We start from the raw sequence: 16,970 nt of genomic DNA, 5'->3' as shown, positions 1-16,970 counted from the left end.
TTAAATGCACTCAAATTCTCTCTATTCTGTTGCAGTACATCCCTTAGCGCGAATTATTAGAATCGTTAACAGTATAATGGCAGGGACAATCATCATGCCTGCCGATATCATGGTTCCCTTAAGCCCCGTAACATCTAAAACATTTCCACCAATAATCACACCTAAACCAATTGCGCTATTCAATACTGCAGTATGCACCGCTGTTGCTGGTACAGTGTCATCACCCGAAATACGTAACACCCAAGTCTGTAGTCCGGTAAATAAGCACGAAATAGAAGTACCCCAGACCATCAGAAAGGCGACGACTAGCATTATACCTATCTGTGGCCCGTAGATCCCTAAAGCAGTTAATGCCAGCGCCATTGATATCAATGCTAATAAAATGAACCTTTTTAAGTAACGATCAATAAAAAACGCGCTTAGTAAGTTGCCCAAGAAACCGGCTGCACCGAAGGTAAATAATAAAACAGCAATCAGGTAAGACGTAATGCCAGGGACTTTCTCAATAAAGGGTTCAACAAATGTGTAAGCACTAAAGTGGGCGGCTGCTGTCAGTCCAGTAATCACATAAGTAATCAAAAGGTCTTTGCGCTTTAATACAGCGATAAAACCTACGCCTTTATTGAATGACCGAATGTGTATTGAGGGCATTACTAGGGCGATCGCTCCAGCGCTGGCGATACACATAAAAGAAAGACAGACAAATGCAGTGCGCCAGCTATAGTGTTGCCCCACCAAATTTATTAGTGGAACGCCCATGACTGTGGCAATAGTGATGCCTCCCAACACTATAGACGTAGCGACTCCTACTCGCTGTGCTGGGACAATATGTGCAGCTGTAGCCGCAACGATAGCCCAGAATATACCATGTGCTAATGCACCTAAGGCTCGAGCACTGAGTAGAGCTAAAAATTCATGTGCGACTGCGGCTAAACCGTTTGAAACAGCCAATATTAACATGAGTGTAATTAACAGCGACTTACGAGGTATCCAATGATTTAACCAGTTGGACATCAAGCCACTTGCAGCGCCTATCCATGCGTACAACGTAACTGTCAGGCCGATTATCGACGGGGCTTGTCCTAGATCAGATGATATCTGTGACATTAAGCCAATTGGTGCGAACTCGGAGGTTACCATCGTGAACGAAGCCGCACACAATACAATGACTACACACCATATACGTAATATTGAGGTCAACATTGGTTGTATTTATTCCTGCTAACAGCAAAGAATGTATGACCCTACCCACACCACTCTTTGCGTGGGTAGAATCTGTATGATAGAAGTTAGATATCTATGGACATATCATATTCTGAGAGCCAACTATTCATCCCAACAACTCGTTCCATACCATGTGCTCGTGTAACCACACAGTCATGGGTACGAAAAATACTCAAAAAAAAGCCTTGGCAGGTACACCCTACCAAGGCTCTTTATATCACATCTAAAAACAGAAGGTTAAAGCACTTGTCCAAGAAAGCGCTGTAAACGCTGGTTATCGGATTCAAAGAAACGATCTGGCGTTTCTTCAAACACCAATTCACCATTTTCCATGAACACCACTCGATCAGCCACTTCTCTAGCAAAGCCCATTTCATGCGTGACGACCACCATGGTCATACCACCACCAGCAAGACTCTTCATGACATCCAATACTTCCCCCACCATTTCTGGGTCAAGTGCACTGGTTGGCTCATCAAACAGCATAATTTTAGGACTCATCGCCAACGCTCTGGCGATGGCGACACGTTGTTGTTGCCCTCCAGAAAGATGCGACGGATAGTTATTCATCCTATCCGCCAAACCGACTTTAGCCAGTAAGTCTTTTGCCTCGGCTTCCGCCTCTTTTGCAGACTTTTTGAGTACTTTCATGGGTGACAACATCACATTACCCAATGCCGTTTTGTGGGGGAACAAGTTAAAGGACTGGAAAACCATCCCCACTTCCTCTCGCACTTTGTTGATATTGGTCTCTTTGTGAGTCAAATTGATGTCATCAATATGAATCGTCCCGTCTGATATGGTCTCCAGCTGATTTAAGGTTCGCAAAAAAGTCGATTTGCCCGAGCCACTTGGCCCAATAATCACCACAACCTCACCTTTTTGGATATTAAGCGATACTTTTTTAAGGGCGTGACATCCATTGGGATAAATTTTTTCCACGCTGTCAGCGACAATAATACTGTCTTTCAAAATGGGATTAGTCACTGGCTGATAACCTCTTCTCTAACTTTTGAATAACCCAAGACAGGCTTCCTGTAAGCACTAGGTACAAGAGCGCAACAGTAAACCATACCTCAAATGGTGCAAACGTCGAGCTCACAACCTCACGGCCTGCTTTTGTTAAATCGGTAATCGAAATGACTGACACCAAGGAAGAATCTTTAATCAAGTTAATAAACTGACCAGCTAAAGGAGGCAAGGTACGTTTAAAAGCCTGTGGCAAAATCACATATACCATGGCCTTAATATAATTCATTCCCAAACTGCGAGCGGCTTCCATTTGGCCTGGGTGAATAGACTGAATCCCTGCTCGAATAATTTCGGCAATGTACGCCCCCGTAAAAACAGCAAGCGCGGCCACACCAGCCGTAAACCGATCTAGATTCAACACGGTGCCAATAAAGAAATAGAAGATAAAGATCTGCACCAAAAGCGGCGTCCCACGAACCACCTCAATGTAAGTTACAGACAAATATCGCAATACTGGATTATGAGAAATACGTGCCAGACCTGTAAATAACCCGATGATCATCGCAAAAACCAATGCCACCGCAGAAATTTTCAGAGTCATGACTAAGCCCCAAGAAATAGAGCCCAAATGCCAGCCTTTTATCGTCGCGACCGTATCGCCTTCAAAAACCAAATCACCCGTATGCGCGATGGCTTTATCGTACTTTGTGACAACAAAGGTTTGGCCTGAATCAGATTTTAATACTATTTTGTGCTCTTTGGGATTTACCGACTCGACAGAGCCATCAAAAGGAGCATTAATATCAGTAGGTTGGAAGCTAATAAGGTACTGGGGAATACGCTCCCAACGCCAGTTATAACTAAGGCTTTTACTTGATGCATATACTCCATATCCAATTCCTATCATGATAAGGACATATAGCATTTTCCATAAAAGCAGATTTTTTTGCTTTTTCATCGGTTAAGCATTCCCCGTATGTTGCATTTCATTTCGTCGTAACCACTATAAAACGTTAATAACAATGGCTAAATGCCAACAAAATAAAGAATAGAAGGCGCTATCTTGCGAATAAGAGGCGAGGCAACCTTGCCTCGCCCATAGGACGTGATTGACGTTGTTATTGAACCGTACTTAACCACTCTTTGGTTTTGAACCACTTGTGGTAAATTTTATCGTAAGTACCGTCGCCTTTAACTTGCGCCAAGTAATTATTTAGGAAGTTTAGGAAATCTGGATCACCTTTGCGGATCGCCCAAGCCAATGGCTCATAGGTAAATGGTTTATCAAGAAGAACCACTTTCCCTTCGTTTTGCGCTGCATAGATGGCGTTATAAGGTAAATCGTAAACAAACGCATCCGCTTTACCATTAACAACTTGTAGCGCCGCCTCAGACTCAGTTCCAAACAGTTGCAGCTTAGCTTTGCCCATCAACTTTTTGCTCGCAATTTCACCGGTTACGCCCAATTTTGTTGCGATGGTGTATTTAGGATTGTTCAAATCTTGATAGCTTTTCACGATGCCTTTTAGCTTAGGATTAATCAGGATCGTCTGACCAATAACGATATAAGGGTGGGCAAAATTCACTTTCAAGTTACGTTGAGCCGTAATAGTCATACCAGACATGATGATGTCACATTTAGACGTTAATAGCGCCGGAATAATACCATCCCAATCGGTGTTTCGAAGAACCAATTTAACATCCATGGCATGTGCCATTGTTTTCGCCATGTCGACGTCAAAACCGACAATACGGCCAGCTTTATCGCGCATTTCGAACGGCATATAGCCAGCTTCCAAACACACTTCCAATGAGCCACGCTTAACGATTTGATTAAGAGTGGACTTTTCCCATAGATCATTATCAGATGCGGATGCAATACCCACATAAAACAACATCATAATCGCTGCAACTAGTTTCTTCATGTCTGTCTCTCTCTACTTGAGTGCTGTTATGCCAATTTACTGTAAACACAAAGTGGCTTATAAAAGAAATTTCGACTGATATCTTGGATTGCTAAAAAATCAAAAATCGCACCAAAAAAGAACAACTTAACCCTCAGGTAAAGCGCCATTTTGAGGCATCGCTCAATTCAAGTAACAATCTCATGTCGATAAGATAATCGATTTGTAAACAAATTCGCAACAATTTGTGAATTCGTCAACAAAACAGGCAATCTTGGTGCCAATACCTTCTTATAGTGCAAAGTCAAACAGATAACCACTAGATACTGATAAGATTTTACCAAAAACTGACAAAAAATAGCGGGTTGCGCCATGCCTTCTCTTTGCCAAATAAACACACCTATTGCTATCTTGGTTACAAAATAACCCAGTCATGTCACAGACAAACACTGTAATTTGCATTACACTGTAGAGAATTTAGTACTAAATTAGCGCCGAAAAACCAAGGTCAACACCATGAATATACAAGGTTCTTCATTCTTATACGGTCAAAATGGTCTGCAAGGCAGTCAAAATAGACTGGATCAAGCAAGCCAAAAAGTCGCTCAAGCGTCGACTCAAACCGTCAATCAGAGAAATGTGAATCAAAACGAAGCAACGACGAACAATGCTCGATATGGTTCGCCGATTCAGGATGGATTAATTGAAGCCAAACAAAGCGCACTAGAATCCAAAGCCAATGCTAAAGTCATCGATGCGTCGAACAAGACGATTGGTTCATTGATCGATATTAAAGTATAACTCCTGATTTTATTGTGCCCCCTCTCTTGTAGTGGATACAGTATCTTAGCTAAACATGTAGTATGTAAACCCCAATCCATATTTCTGCTTATTAGCAGATTTCAGGGGACCAATAATACTTTCGATGTTTCTGCAGCAACCATCCAACGCTTTTCTATTTATGCGCTGAAATCAAATTGGCCATCTCATTTGGCTGCGTTGCAATAATGCGTTTTAGTGCGGCAAAGCAACGACTGTCGATGGCAGTCCCAACACTGTCCTGCATAATCTCCAGCGTTTTCTCTACTGGGATAGCCTGACGGTATGGTCTTTCGGCCGTAATCGCATCAAAAATATCAGCGGTGGTAATAATGCGGGTGACCAGTGAGATATCGTCATCTCGCACCCCATGGGGATAACCTGTACCGTCCAGCTTTTCGTGATGCGAAGCCGCCACATAGGCAAAACGCTCTAACGGCGTGATCAGCTTAAGAATGTCGTAGGTATAAGAAGCATGTTGTTTCATTGCTTCCCACTCATCTTCATCAAGCTTGCCAGGCTTATCTAAAATCGTATTACTGACCCCAAGCTTACCAAGATCATGTAAGCGCGCGCCGCGACGAATCCATAGACGATCCGTTTCTGATAGCCCAAGTTCTGCTGCAATCATATCGCTGAAAATCGCAACTCGCTCACTATGTCCTGAGGTAAATGGGCTTTTGGCATCAATAATCGACCCAAACGCCCTCACAATACGATCAAAGTAGTCATCAGTCGTGGCCTCGCTCGCCCTCACTGGCGCAATGGCCAAGACTTGCTCACTGATACTATCGGCGCTTAAGGGAGTGACAATATCCTCTTGTTTCAGTAAGTTAATAGCAATGGTCACCAGTTCTGGATCCAGCCACGTACCGGACCGCTTACGCAGCTCCTTGATGGCCGCTGACATGCCTTGCGAATAATGAAACACATCTATAATTTGTGATGTCAGTGCAATACGAGCGTACAACGGGATCGCAGAGCCTATCACCCCGTGAGGCGAACCACCGCCATCCCAGTGCTCATCGAGGTTGTAAATGCTCTGCGCTACGTCTTCATTAAATAATAGTTCACGAGCAATATCCGCTCCGCGTGTACAGCGGGTATGAATCACCTCATTGGCGTATTGAGGACCATTTTTTAAAATATCCAAAGTGGTTCGTAAACGCTGGTACCAATTTTGGTTGGAACCAGCATTTTTCATCACAAAGCGTATGGCACCACTTAGGCTAGTATCCATGGTTTTAAAACCATTTTTCAGTTGCCGTTCATCCGTACCATACAACTGACAGATACGCGCTGCGTTGCTACTGCACCCAGTATCTTTTAAAAGAATGGTAAAAAATAGATCGTACAATTGTTGCTCATTGAGCTGCAGAGCTTTTCCGATGTGCATGCCTATCCAGCAACACCGCATACAATGTTCAACAGGCTGACCCTCTGTCATATCTAACGCCGTGGTTAATGACAAAATCAACTCAGATTGGCTAATTACTGTGGTTTGGGGAATATGGTTTGTCATTATGTATCTACTGCTCGTACCCGTTTAGAATGTGATTATAGGAATGCACAAAACAACGCAGATGGCACAGTAGCCAAGTAAAATCTGCATCATTGTCAATAAACTACCTGAGTAACATTCTTAAGAGTATAGGAATAGACGCATCAATTCTGTAGATATTTGTGATTGAACAGGACTCGTGAAGATTATGTCATTTTATATGCAGTCTGAAGATAAGGCGATATATCATCCTATGACTGATTTGTGGATGATCTTTGTCTAGCAAGATCCTGATGCCAACTATCTTATAAATTCAATCAGTGAAAGCTTTTTCAGAAACAACTAAAAAAGCCCTAGCAGGAACATACTAAGGCTTTTTAAAATGAACTAATGCAGATCAATCAGAGGCTAAGCACCGTACCACATAATGGCAAAAAAGTGACTTACCGTTCCAGAGAGAACAAACAAATGCCAGATCAAATGGCTGTATTTAATTCGTGAATCAAACACAAAAAACAGCACGCCAATGGTGTAAAGTACGCCACCTAACACCAGTAAATACAAGCCTTCGGTCTGCATTCGCTCAATCAATGGGTTGATAGCAACCAAAATCAACCAACCCAATAAGACATACAAGCCAGTTGAAATAGCTGGGTGAGACACTCGACCAAAGGCCTTTAAGGCCACTCCTGTCAATGCTAGCCCCCAAACCGCACCGAGTAGAGACCACCCCCACGCCCCTTTTAATACACCCAGCATAAAGGGCGTATAGGTTCCTGCGATCAACAAATAGACCGCCGCATGGTCAATGACCCGAAAAACTTCTTTGACTCGTTGCCAGCCAGCAGGCATGGCATGATATAAGGTCGATGCTAAATACAAAATAATCATGGTGGCAGAGAAAATACTCACACCAACCACAAAACTCACATCAGCGTATTTTACCGCGCTAATAATTAAAAACGGCGTACCGACAATCGCCGCGACCAGCCCTAGACCATGACTGATACTGTTGGCAATCTCTTCACCTAAAGATTGCCCTCGATTAGAATTCGACACTGCTATCGACATAACTTGCTCTCTCCATAATCTTTTTCTCATTGTGTAAGTGCACTCACTTACTTGAGCAACTGATCACATGGCTACCTTAATGTATAAGCTCCCTATATTTACGCTGTAACCCCAAAATACGTGACCAATAACTGATAAATAAAAATCAATCGTATTAAAAGGATGGGGGAAAGAGCACGATTTAGCAACCATAACAACTGTATAAACTAAGAAAGTTACATGATCATGACATCCTCAACCGTCAGTTTGATTGAGCATTAAGGCCTCCATAAGCTGTTATCGATGGATACTTTTCGAGTTAAAAAAGCGCCCTAGAATGGACGCTCATTTATCTTGCTATGCTGACAGAAAGCGAACAGCCTGAAGTAGCTGTGCTTATCGTCAATCAAGATACTCACACTAAACAAAGGTTGCCCCTCGAGTGTTCACATAGAGCGAATAGATAGAGTGGGAAGCCGCCATAAAGAGTCGATTCCCCTTGGTGCCTCCAAAACAAATATTGGCACAGTATTCGGGTAATGATATGTGACCTATTGCTTTTCCATGTTTGTTAAAGACCATCACTCCATTTAACGCCTTAGAATCTTGCCCCTTAGAACCGTCACTGCCCCAACCACACCAAAGGTTGCCATCTTGGTCACATTTAATCCCATCAAAAGCTGCATGCTTAATGTTGGAAATAAACGCTTTACGAGCCCCTAGCGTACCGTCGGACGCCACATCGTAGGCCCACACTTTGCGATTCGGCCCTGTCAAACAATCAACAACATACAAAATGGATTCATCTGGCGAAAAGCACAAACCATTAGGGCCAGCAATCTCTGTGATCACTTGCGTTAACTTACCGGTTTGTCTATCAATACGATAGACAGCATCCGGCAATTCAGTTTTCACAATATTGCCTTCATACATGCTGCCAGCTTGGAACGGCGGATCCGTAAACCAAATTGAGCCATCACGTTTTACAATAACGTCATTAGGAGAGTTAAAGCGTTTACCTTCAAAATTATCGGCCAATACCGTAATCGTACCATTGTGCTCGGTTCTTGTTACGCGACGTCCTTCCACATCCGTCGTTGAGCCCTCACAGGCAATAAGACGTCCTTCAAGATCGCGACAAAGACCATTAGAATGGTTCGATTTATAACGGTAAACACTCAATTCATCCGTAAGTTCGTCCCAGCGCATAATACGATTATTCGCAATGTCGCTAACCAATAAATAACGTCCATCACCACTCCAAACAGGACCCTCTACCCAGCGCATTCCGGTCGCGAGGCGTTCAACGCTGGCATTAAACAAACGATACTTGGCAAAGCTCTCATCCAATATTTTGACATGCTCATCAGGGTAGTTGAGGCTTAAAGGCTGCGCTAATAGCTTACCTGATAAAACAGCACCGCCTAGCGCCACACCAGACCAAGCTAAAGTCTTTTTTAATACATCACGACGAGAATAAGACATCTCAGATACAGCCGAACAGGCCTGTTTGTCCCTTTTCATATACAACAACTCCTTTTTAATGATAAGCCAACCTTTCTGAATCTTGGCGTGGCTCCTAATGCTTAAAGAAATCCAATGTGTTCTTTTGCTTCAACGCTAACTGTGCCAACTCTTTTGCCGCCTGCTGAGTCTGTTCAACCGCTGACACATTTTGATTCACTAAATCCACCGTTGTCGCGGTATTTTTATTAATGTCTGCCGTGACATTAAACTGCTCTTGAGACGCTGCAGCGACGAGAGTATTTATGTCAGAAAGCGTGCGAACGTACGTCGTTAATTCATCAAAAGACACTTTCACATTTTCAGCCAGCTCTACGGACTCCTCAATTGACCTCACATTCTCGATCATATTGTCATTGGCTTTTTTGGACTGATCTTGCAATGTATTAATAATTGCTTGAATGGTTGATGTTGATTCTTGGGTCTTCGCAGCAAGACTTCGAACTTCATCGGCGACCACTGCAAAGCCTCTACCTTGCTCGCCTGCACGCGCGGCCTCAATGGCGGCATTGAGTGCCAATAAATTTGTCTGCTCAGAAATGGAGCTGATGACATTAGTGACTTCACCAATATTGAGCGTTTCTTCACGTAACTTAGCAATCATCTCTGCGGTTTGATTAAACGTCGTATTAATAGAGCGGGTTAAGTTAATCGATTTTTCTAGCCCTTGGTGTCCCTTCGTTACACTCTCTATGGCTTTATTCGCTTGCTCCTCTGCCTGAACAGCGTTCGCGCTGACTTCTTCTGACGCGTTAGACAACTCATTCACCGCATTGGCAATCGACTCAACTTCTTTAAGTTCTTCTTGTGCGTTCTCTGCCGTACTCTTCATCACCAAGGTTAATTCTTCGGAAGCCGATGACACACTGTCAGAAATCGACAAACTACCTTTGATAATCTCTGATAATTTATTATTCAAAGCAATAATCGAGGCATAAATTCCTGTTTCATCACCGTTCTGTTTTAAGGGTTGGGATAAATCTCCTTTGGCAATTCGAGAAATGATCTGCGAGATTTCTTTTGGTTCCCCGCCAATTGGTTTGTAAACCAAATTCACTACACCTATATAAACAATACATAGGGATAGAACAATCAAAACAGCAAAAATAATGATGGAACCAATCAACATGTCTTGACTTGGCCTGGAAACTACATCGTCCCAAGTAAAAGAAACCACTGTCCAATTATATTTCTTTAACTTTCCTGCAAAGGCCTTCACACCACGACCATCAATCGAATAGTCAAGAACGGGATGACTTGAAGAAAACTTCTTGTAGTCTGGTCGAATATCGTAAATATTTTTACCCAACAATTCTTTATTAGGGGCTGAGACGACATACCCAGAGTCATCATATACAAACACATTATTTTTAGGTACTAAGGTTTTAATATAGTCTGTGAGTTCAGCCACTTTTAATGTGATACAAACTACAGCGACCACATTACCATCATGATAAATAGGTGAGGCCAATGCGAACACATCGGCTTGCTCTCCCTCGCCAAAATACGCTTTGGTAATGATATTTTTCTCACCTGAAAAGGCACGAACATACCATTCTTTATTTAGCTCTTTTGCGTTAAAACCAGGGAAAAAGCGGTCTCCTTCAAACGACTTTCCATTTTTCAGCCCCACAAACGCCGCCAGAATATGAGGATCTGTTTTTTTCAATTTATCTAGAGCATTAATCACCTGCTGTTGATCGGAAAAGTTTAAATCGTCGTTAAAACTCACCGAAAAACTATTTAAAGCCTTGAAGTAGCCATTTATTTTTTCATCAAGGGCCTCTGCAACAAGACTGGTTTCAACCTTTTGATTGTCTAGAGCAGACTTCGTATTAAATGAACTGAACCGGTAATAACCGTTCCAAGTTAAAATACATGAAATAATCAAAATGAGAAAAAGAGTAAAAAATAGAATTCTATTTTTTAAGGAGATCTGCATAGTTATGTCCCTTATCAATGAGGCCGTTATTAGTCACACCATTAAGATGACCAATACCCAAAAAAACATAGAAGACATACTTTCTATTCGAACCACTCAAAAAATAATAAAATCAGTTAACTACATACAAAATAGAAATAAAAGACAGTACACTGATAAAATATTTTTATAAGAGAATTCAACCTTATAATTTATAAATTTTTTCACAAGGAGTGAGTGATAAAACACTCAGAATAAAAATCCGTTTAGAAGACGCTTCCATAGCTAATTTGCTAGAAGAGTACCTTAATGATGACATTCTTCCTATCCCCCTGTCTTAATTTTTTTACTTTTTATTGACAAAAGAACACATTTCCACAACTTTGCTGTCACGACATCAATAGCATGTCGCTTCTATCAAACATCACCTTATACTCATCCAATCTTTACAATGAAAAACCAGCACAAAAACATGCCAGTAACACACTGCCATTTCTCAGAAAAATGCCACCGATTGTTGATGATTAAACGTCATCAGCTTTATGGAAAGGAACGCCCTATAGCACAAGTCGCTTTGGCATTTTTGATTTTATTAAGCATTAGCTCGGGTTCTGAGCCCGTCACATTGTGGGCAGCAAACAAAGCGGCGGATTCCGCCACACCATAGACGCCAACGGTGTTATAAACGTATTCAGAACGAGAACTAAGGAAGGTCTCCATAGTAGAGAGCTGATCGGCTGAAAAGGTATGAAAGGCCCAATCATATTTTTCCGCTAACGCGATAAGATTTACTTCATCCGCTTTAATATCAATGCTACTGAGTGAATTAATATCACTTGGGGTTAAACCTTTTTGATCTAACGCATCGAGCATTAAGCTTTCAAGAAACGCCAGCGGACAACCACGCTCACACCCCATACCAAGAGTGTAAACCGGATTCAGATAAGGTTGTGCCGTCGTCATCACCAATTGGGCACCAAGCGCTTGTGCCACTTGTGCTCCCCACTCATTGGCTCCCCCCTCGTGACCAGACAAAAGCGGGATGACAAATTTGCCTTCTTCATCCAATACCAACACCGGAGGATCTTGACGCTTATTTTGGATCACAGGAGCAAGCGTTCTCATCACAATGCCAGTGGCACAGATAAAAATCAGCGAATCCCCCTGTTCAAATGCCCTTTGCACCTGCTCCGCGAATGGCTTTGGTTTATAGTCTAGGACACTGTCAGGCCAAAAAGTCCGTAAGCGCTGGGCCAGTTCTTTTCCGGCTGGCGTTAACGCAATCACTCGAATCATCGGGTGCCTCGCTCCGATTTGGTCACGACAAAAAGTGAAAAGTACGGCCCAGCACCATTTTCCAAGGTCGATACATCATGAACAATACGCTCATTGTCGCGACCGATATATTCTAGGTATTTCGCATCCTGTAGCCGATTGGTCTTACGCAAGGCCATTAAAATACGCGGACGCGCTCGCCCTGCTTTCATAATGACGACACTATCATGTTGCTCAAGTGCATTATCAATTTGCTCTGGCGAATGACGCCCACTCACTACAGCTAACGATTCTTTTAAAACCGTTAACGGGTGATTCAGGGCTGATGATGCCGCATTGATGGAGGACACTCCAGGTACTACCTGGCATGTAAAGCGTCCTTCTAAGCGCTCTAATAAATAGGCAAAAGAACCAAAAAACAAAGGATCCCCTTCGCATAAAAATACCACATCCTTACCTTGCGATAATTCATGGGCAATAGCCGTAGCACCGCGATCATAAGCGTCGTTAGCCAGCTGACGGTCGGTAGACATGGGCATCACGATGGCTATTTCATGCTGTTTATGGGCCACACCAACAAACGCTTCACAGGCAATGCTTTTCGCTTGAGAGCCTCCTTCGGCATTCGCAAGATAACTGATCACATCGGCGGATTGAATTAAACGTAAGGCTTTTAGGGTAATTAACTCTGGGTCGCCTGGTCCGACACCGACACCAATAAATCGACCCTGTTTTTCTTCTGTGTCCATGCCATTCATTGGGCGTTTTCCTTAAAGGCATTCGTGCTTTCTGTGAGAACATGATGATAATGGGGCGCGACTTTACCACTAAGCTTAGAAAAATGAAAAAGACTCACGGGCAAATTTGGACGAAACATGCGTTGCCCAGCTAGTCGCTCCCCCTTACTGATAGACAATTGCACACTCTGTTCATTTGCGTCTTGCTTTAGATCACGTTGCAGAACAAATTGCATTACTTGGTATTTAGTCTCTTCGGTCACAGCACTCACTGTCAACGTGCCACCAAGCGGTAAAATAGACCAAACACTCTCAAGTAAAACGCAGAGCTCCCCATCACTGCCGCCAATAAAGACTTTATTCGGTAAGGATAAATCCACCAGCGCATCAGGAGCCCGCCCTGCCACAATAGACAAATTCTGTACAACACCAAAGCGCTCTTGATTGGCTCTTAAACATGCCAAACGCTCGGCATGATGCTCAATGGCAATGATCCGACTATGAGGATGCCAATAGGCCAACTCCACACTGACGCCACCACAACCTGCACCAATATCCCAGACAGTATCATCCTGATTGATATTCATGTAAGACAAAACCGCCAGACGTACTTCCCGCTTGGTTATCATGCCTTTCCCTTCACCTTTATCGGTAATAAAAGACACATCTGGAATACCTGGGGCACTTGGGTAAATTGACGTTTGTTGACTGGTTTTCACCACGATCACATTCAATGGATCAAACATAGCGTCATTCTCAAGCCCCTCTTTGGCAACAAAGGTTCGTACTTTTTCGTGGGTATAGCCTAGCGCCTCACACACCGTTATTTCACTGTGATCCATCCCAGCCATGCTACATTCTTGAGCGATTTGTTTCGGTTGACTATATTGGTCAGTCAGTAACACCAAGGTTTTGTTCGACTGCAAATGGCGACGTAAACTGGCAAGTGGACGGCCATGCAAACTCACGACATGAACGTTTTGCAAAGACAAACCAAGGCGATGACAAGCCACTTGCACGCTGGACACATTGGGATAAAAACATAAGGATTCAAACGGAAAAGTACGTACTAACCAAGCCCCAATACCGTAATAAAGAGGATCCCCCGACGCTAAGACCACCACCTGCTCAGCCCCTTGGGTTTGCCACTGACCAAACAACTCTGCCAATTGTGTTAGCTTAGGTAACGCCTGTCGCTGGGCCTGATGAGCATAGTGAGCAATGGTGTCATGTTGACGAGAGGCCCCCAAGACAATGTCCTTGGCAGATAAATTCGCAAGCAGTGATTGCGCTTCTTCCGAGAGTATCGCCTGTTCCGCGACCCCAAGGCCAACAACGTGTATTTTCATCTGCACTTTTTCCATCAATTATATTTACTGCCCACTTCCATTAATAATACTCTTGAATATTGCAACGCAATAAAGCGTTACAGCTGGCGGAAGTCACTGCACTACCCCCCATGCGACCAAGCAACGTTATGCATTCGATGCCAAGCCTTTCATGGGCTTGCCACAACGCCTCTTTCGACTCAGCCGCTCCCACAAACCCTACCGGCATACCAATAATTAAAGCGGGCTTGGGCGCCCCTTGTGCAACCATCTCCAATAAACGAAACAGCGCTGTCGGCGCATTACCAATAAGTACTACACTGCCCGCTAGAGTGTCTTGCCATAAACTCAAGGCCGCCATAGAGCGAGTTTCCCCTTTGTTTTTTGCCAGTTCAGCAGTACGAGGATCGTTTAGAAAACACAAGGGTTCACGCTCTATCATGCGTTTGGTCACACCTTGCTTGACCATCTCCACATCACACAAAATGGCACAATGTTTTGCTAACGCCTCTCGCCCTGATTGGGTGGCATGTTGGCTAAAACGCATTTGGGTCGACACATCAGGAAAGCCTAAACTGTGCACCACTCGCATCACTACTTGTTGTTGATCTTGAGTAAAAGCCGATAAATCGGTCAGTTCGCGAATTTGCCGAAAGCTCTCCTGCTCAATCGCCTGAGGGTTGTTCTCATATTGATAAGCTTTGTCGGAAACCCGTTGAGAAAAAGTATCTTGAGTCACTGTTGGTTGTCTTTTTGTTGAGTTTTAAAAGTTGGAATGATGTTCCCCCAAGCCGCTAAACACGCTTGCAGGCACTTATCTGTGTCGCTGAATTCTTGATCCGCTTCCGGCAAGCGTGGCCTTGTGTGTAGCAAAACAGGGATAGATAACGCTCGGGCCGCTTCCAACTTAGCATAGGTGGCGCTGCCCCCGCTGTTTTTACTGACAATGACATCCACTTGTTGAGCCTGCAATAATTGCTGTTCTTCTTCGAGGTGAAAAGGCCCAATGGCCTTTACCCAATGTACTGCCCTAGGCAGATCAAATGCAGGCGTCACTGCCGTTCGCCACACCACATATTCAATACTTGGCAACTGTAAAATGCGCAGCAACGAGTCTTCACTCACTTGACCCGCACTCAGTAATGGACGCTTAAAATGGGCTAATTGCAAAATAAGCGCTTCATCGTCGTCATAATAACGCCATTGATCTCCCGCGACAGCTTGCCACGCTGGGCGATGAAAACGCCAACAAGGGATACCAACTTCCCTAGCGGCCTCAACCGCTTTGCTGCTCATAGTTTGCGCGTAAGGATGGGTGACGTCCAAAATAGCAGCAACATTCTGTTCGGTTAGATAGTTGGCTAACCCACCAAATTGCGTAAAGCCACCGACCACTAATTCACAGTCCACTTTAGGAACGCGCACCAAGCCAGCCAAACTGTATATCACACTGATGCCCGCTTGATGCAGCGCATCCGCCAGCCGTCTGGCATCCGCCGTTCCACCAAGTAGCAGCAGTTTTTTTGTTCGCTCTTTTGCATCCAACGCCATCATCCCCTCTATTCAATCTTTGTATCGGTGGCAAAGCCTACAAACTGGCCTTTGCGATCAATCGACCACACTTCCAATGCCATATGATCAGGAATATAGCGGCGAGCAAACAACAACGCCTGCTGACACACGGCATCCGCCAAATTTTCTTGGTTGCCATTAGCATGTTGCTTAAACAACGCCAAGGCTTCCACACTGGTATTGGCCCCTCGCATACGCGTTTGTAGTGATTCATCGGCACCCAGAGTCGCCGCAAGATCCGCCAAGGCCTCTAAATTAATACTAGAGACTCGACTGTTTAAATCCATATGCTGTTGGGCCAGTTTACTGATTTTACCAAAGCCGCCACAAATACTGAGTTTGCTTAATTGAATCGAGGCAGCGTGCTCCACTTTTCGAATATGCTTTAACACGGCGCCAACAAAGTCACCCATTTCAATCAAGGCCATGTCTGTTAAGCCATAATGCTGTTTTATTGCCACCTCACTGGCGTTGCCCGTCGTGGCCGCAATATGTGTCAGACCATTGGCTCGGGCCACATCAATCCCTTGATGGATCGAAGCAATGTAAGCAGCGCAAGAAAAAGGCCGCACAATTCCCGTGGTGCCAAGAATAGATAGCCCTCCCACAATGCCCAAACGAGGGTTCATGGTTTTCAGGGCAATTTGCTCACCATTGACCACGCCGACAGAAACGGCAAAGCCGCCGCTATAATCATAACGTTTGGCGAACTCGCTCAAATGATTCACCATCATGTTTCTAGGCACGGGATTAATGGCAGGTTCACCAACGGCTAATACAAGGCCCGTTCGGGTTACCGTACCGACCCCTTGAGCCGCAAAAAACTGAACCCCTTGCTCGGCTGTCAAACGCAGCTCAACGAACACCGTTGCACCATGGGTCGCGTCTGGATCATCTCCTGCATCCTTAACCGTTGACGTTCTAATACCCTTTTCCAAGGTTAAGTCCAACGCTTGATAGGACTCAATGGTCAGTTCAACCGTTTGCCCCTTAGGTAAAGTCACACTCACCTGTGAGGTTTGATGACCACCTAAAAGTGCTTGTGCCGCGGCCACACAACAGGCTGTTGCACAGGTTCCTGTGGTCAACCCTGTGCGAAGGGGAGCAGGCTCGTCAGCACTTTCTGGCCACATAATTACCTAG

15 protein-coding genes are annotated in these 16,970 nt (G+C 44.1%); 1 reads left to right on the top strand and 14 read right to left on the bottom strand.

Features of this window, described 5'->3' with window-relative positions; all coding sequences use genetic code 11:
• Positions 1-21 precede the first annotated feature (21 nt).
• The 4 genes from JHD45_RS04225 to JHD45_RS04210 form a co-directional block, all read right to left on the bottom strand.
• On the bottom strand, positions 22-1,203 hold the full coding sequence (locus JHD45_RS04225; protein WP_199475132.1) for an MFS transporter: 1,182 nt from the start codon (positions 1,201-1,203) through the stop codon (positions 22-24).
• 258 nt (positions 1,204-1,461) lie between these two features.
• Positions 1,462-2,184 carry an amino acid ABC transporter ATP-binding protein gene (locus JHD45_RS04220; protein ID WP_418903771.1) on the bottom strand — a complete coding sequence of 241 codons (723 nt, stop codon included), beginning with the start codon at positions 2,182-2,184 and terminating at the stop codon, positions 1,462-1,464.
• 19 nt (positions 2,185-2,203) lie between these two features.
• Entirely contained in the window at positions 2,204-3,154 is a 951-nt protein-coding gene (locus tag JHD45_RS04215) for an amino acid ABC transporter permease (protein ID WP_199475131.1), read from the bottom strand.
• Between the two features lie 160 nt (positions 3,155-3,314).
• Positions 3,315-4,121 carry a transporter substrate-binding domain-containing protein gene (locus tag JHD45_RS04210; RefSeq protein WP_199475129.1) on the bottom strand — a complete coding sequence of 269 codons (807 nt, stop codon included), beginning with the start codon at positions 4,119-4,121 and terminating at the stop codon, positions 3,315-3,317.
• A gap of 495 nt (positions 4,122-4,616) precedes the next feature.
• Here JHD45_RS04210 and JHD45_RS04205 point away from each other — a divergent pair, with 495 nt between their 5' ends.
• Entirely contained in the window at positions 4,617-4,901 is a 285-nt protein-coding gene (locus tag JHD45_RS04205) for a hypothetical protein (RefSeq protein ID WP_199475127.1), read from the top strand.
• A gap of 154 nt (positions 4,902-5,055) precedes the next feature.
• Here the strand turns inward: JHD45_RS04205 and JHD45_RS04200 are convergent, their stop codons facing one another.
• The 10 genes from JHD45_RS04200 to JHD45_RS04155 form a co-directional block, all read right to left on the bottom strand.
• Entirely contained in the window at positions 5,056-6,441 is a 1,386-nt protein-coding gene (locus tag JHD45_RS04200; protein WP_199475125.1) for an HD-GYP domain-containing protein, read from the bottom strand.
• Positions 6,442-6,828: 387 nt separating this feature from the next.
• The gene (gene trhA, locus JHD45_RS04195; RefSeq protein WP_199475123.1) at positions 6,829-7,491 is read right to left on the bottom strand and encodes a PAQR family membrane homeostasis protein TrhA; all 663 of its coding nucleotides are present in this window, start codon (positions 7,489-7,491) and stop codon (positions 6,829-6,831) included.
• 399 nt (positions 7,492-7,890) lie between these two features.
• A complete protein-coding gene (locus JHD45_RS04190; protein WP_233407567.1) occupies positions 7,891-8,994 on the bottom strand; it encodes an SMP-30/gluconolactonase/LRE family protein in 1,104 nt (367 codons plus the stop codon).
• Between the two features lie 55 nt (positions 8,995-9,049).
• Positions 9,050-10,936, bottom strand: coding sequence for a methyl-accepting chemotaxis protein (locus JHD45_RS04185; protein ID WP_199475116.1), 1,887 nt, complete (start codon positions 10,934-10,936; stop codon positions 9,050-9,052).
• 519 nt (positions 10,937-11,455) lie between these two features.
• Positions 11,456-12,211 carry a cobalt-precorrin 5A hydrolase gene (locus JHD45_RS04180; protein ID WP_199475114.1) on the bottom strand — a complete coding sequence of 252 codons (756 nt, stop codon included), beginning with the start codon at positions 12,209-12,211 and terminating at the stop codon, positions 11,456-11,458.
• The gene (cobI, locus tag JHD45_RS04175) at positions 12,208-12,948 is read right to left on the bottom strand and encodes a precorrin-2 C(20)-methyltransferase (RefSeq protein ID WP_199475112.1); all 741 of its coding nucleotides are present in this window, start codon (positions 12,946-12,948) and stop codon (positions 12,208-12,210) included. Before cobI ends, JHD45_RS04180 begins: the two co-directional genes overlap by 4 nt.
• A complete protein-coding gene (gene cbiE, locus JHD45_RS04170) occupies positions 12,945-14,276 on the bottom strand; it encodes a precorrin-6y C5,15-methyltransferase (decarboxylating) subunit CbiE (RefSeq protein ID WP_199475110.1) in 1,332 nt (443 codons plus the stop codon). Before cbiE ends, cobI begins: the two co-directional genes overlap by 4 nt.
• Positions 14,277-14,316: 40 nt before the next feature.
• Positions 14,317-14,994 (bottom strand): precorrin-8X methylmutase, encoded by a 678-nt coding sequence (locus tag JHD45_RS04165; RefSeq protein WP_199475108.1) that lies wholly within the window; start codon positions 14,992-14,994, stop codon positions 14,317-14,319.
• Positions 14,991-15,809: a precorrin-6A/cobalt-precorrin-6A reductase gene (locus tag JHD45_RS04160; RefSeq protein ID WP_233407565.1), complete on the bottom strand. Its 819-nt coding sequence runs from the start codon at positions 15,807-15,809 to the stop codon at positions 14,991-14,993. Before JHD45_RS04160 ends, JHD45_RS04165 begins: the two co-directional genes overlap by 4 nt.
• Positions 15,810-15,814: 5 nt before the next feature.
• Positions 15,815-16,960, bottom strand: a complete 1,146-nt coding sequence (locus tag JHD45_RS04155; RefSeq protein WP_199475106.1) for a cobalt-precorrin-5B (C(1))-methyltransferase — start codon at positions 16,958-16,960, stop codon at positions 15,815-15,817.
• Positions 16,961-16,970: the final 10 nt, after the last annotated feature.

It is taken from the genome of Marinomonas spartinae (assembly GCF_016461715.1).
GTDB classification, from domain to species: domain Bacteria; phylum Pseudomonadota; class Gammaproteobacteria; order Pseudomonadales; family Marinomonadaceae; genus Marinomonas; species Marinomonas spartinae_A.
This window is presented reverse-complemented; position numbering and strand designations above follow the sequence as displayed.

Excerpts from the sequence above, each read along its gene's own strand:
- JHD45_RS04225 (WP_199475132.1), bottom strand. The coding sequence starts at position 1,203 with ATGTTGACCTCAATATTACGTATATGGTGTGTAGTCATTGTATTGTGT.
- JHD45_RS04215 (WP_199475131.1), bottom strand. The coding sequence starts at position 3,154 with ATGAAAAAGCAAAAAAATCTGCTTTTATGGAAAATGCTATATGTCCTT.
- JHD45_RS04210 (WP_199475129.1), bottom strand. The coding sequence starts at position 4,121 with ATGAAGAAACTAGTTGCAGCGATTATGATGTTGTTTTATGTGGGTATT.
- JHD45_RS04205 (WP_199475127.1), top strand. The coding sequence starts at position 4,617 with ATGAATATACAAGGTTCTTCATTCTTATACGGTCAAAATGGTCTGCAA.
- JHD45_RS04200 (WP_199475125.1), bottom strand. The coding sequence starts at position 6,441 with ATGACAAACCATATTCCCCAAACCACAGTAATTAGCCAATCTGAGTTG.
- trhA (WP_199475123.1), bottom strand. The coding sequence starts at position 7,491 with ATGTCGATAGCAGTGTCGAATTCTAATCGAGGGCAATCTTTAGGTGAA.
- JHD45_RS04190 (WP_233407567.1), bottom strand. The coding sequence starts at position 8,994 with ATGAAAAGGGACAAACAGGCCTGTTCGGCTGTATCTGAGATGTCTTAT.
- JHD45_RS04185 (WP_199475116.1), bottom strand. The coding sequence starts at position 10,936 with ATGCAGATCTCCTTAAAAAATAGAATTCTATTTTTTACTCTTTTTCTC.
- JHD45_RS04180 (WP_199475114.1), bottom strand. The coding sequence starts at position 12,211 with ATGATTCGAGTGATTGCGTTAACGCCAGCCGGAAAAGAACTGGCCCAG.
- cobI (WP_199475112.1), bottom strand. The coding sequence starts at position 12,948 with ATGAATGGCATGGACACAGAAGAAAAACAGGGTCGATTTATTGGTGTC.
- cbiE (WP_199475110.1), bottom strand. The coding sequence starts at position 14,276 with ATGAAAATACACGTTGTTGGCCTTGGGGTCGCGGAACAGGCGATACTC.
- JHD45_RS04160 (WP_233407565.1), bottom strand. The coding sequence starts at position 15,809 with ATGATGGCGTTGGATGCAAAAGAGCGAACAAAAAAACTGCTGCTACTT.
- JHD45_RS04155 (WP_199475106.1), bottom strand. The coding sequence starts at position 16,960 with ATGTGGCCAGAAAGTGCTGACGAGCCTGCTCCCCTTCGCACAGGGTTG.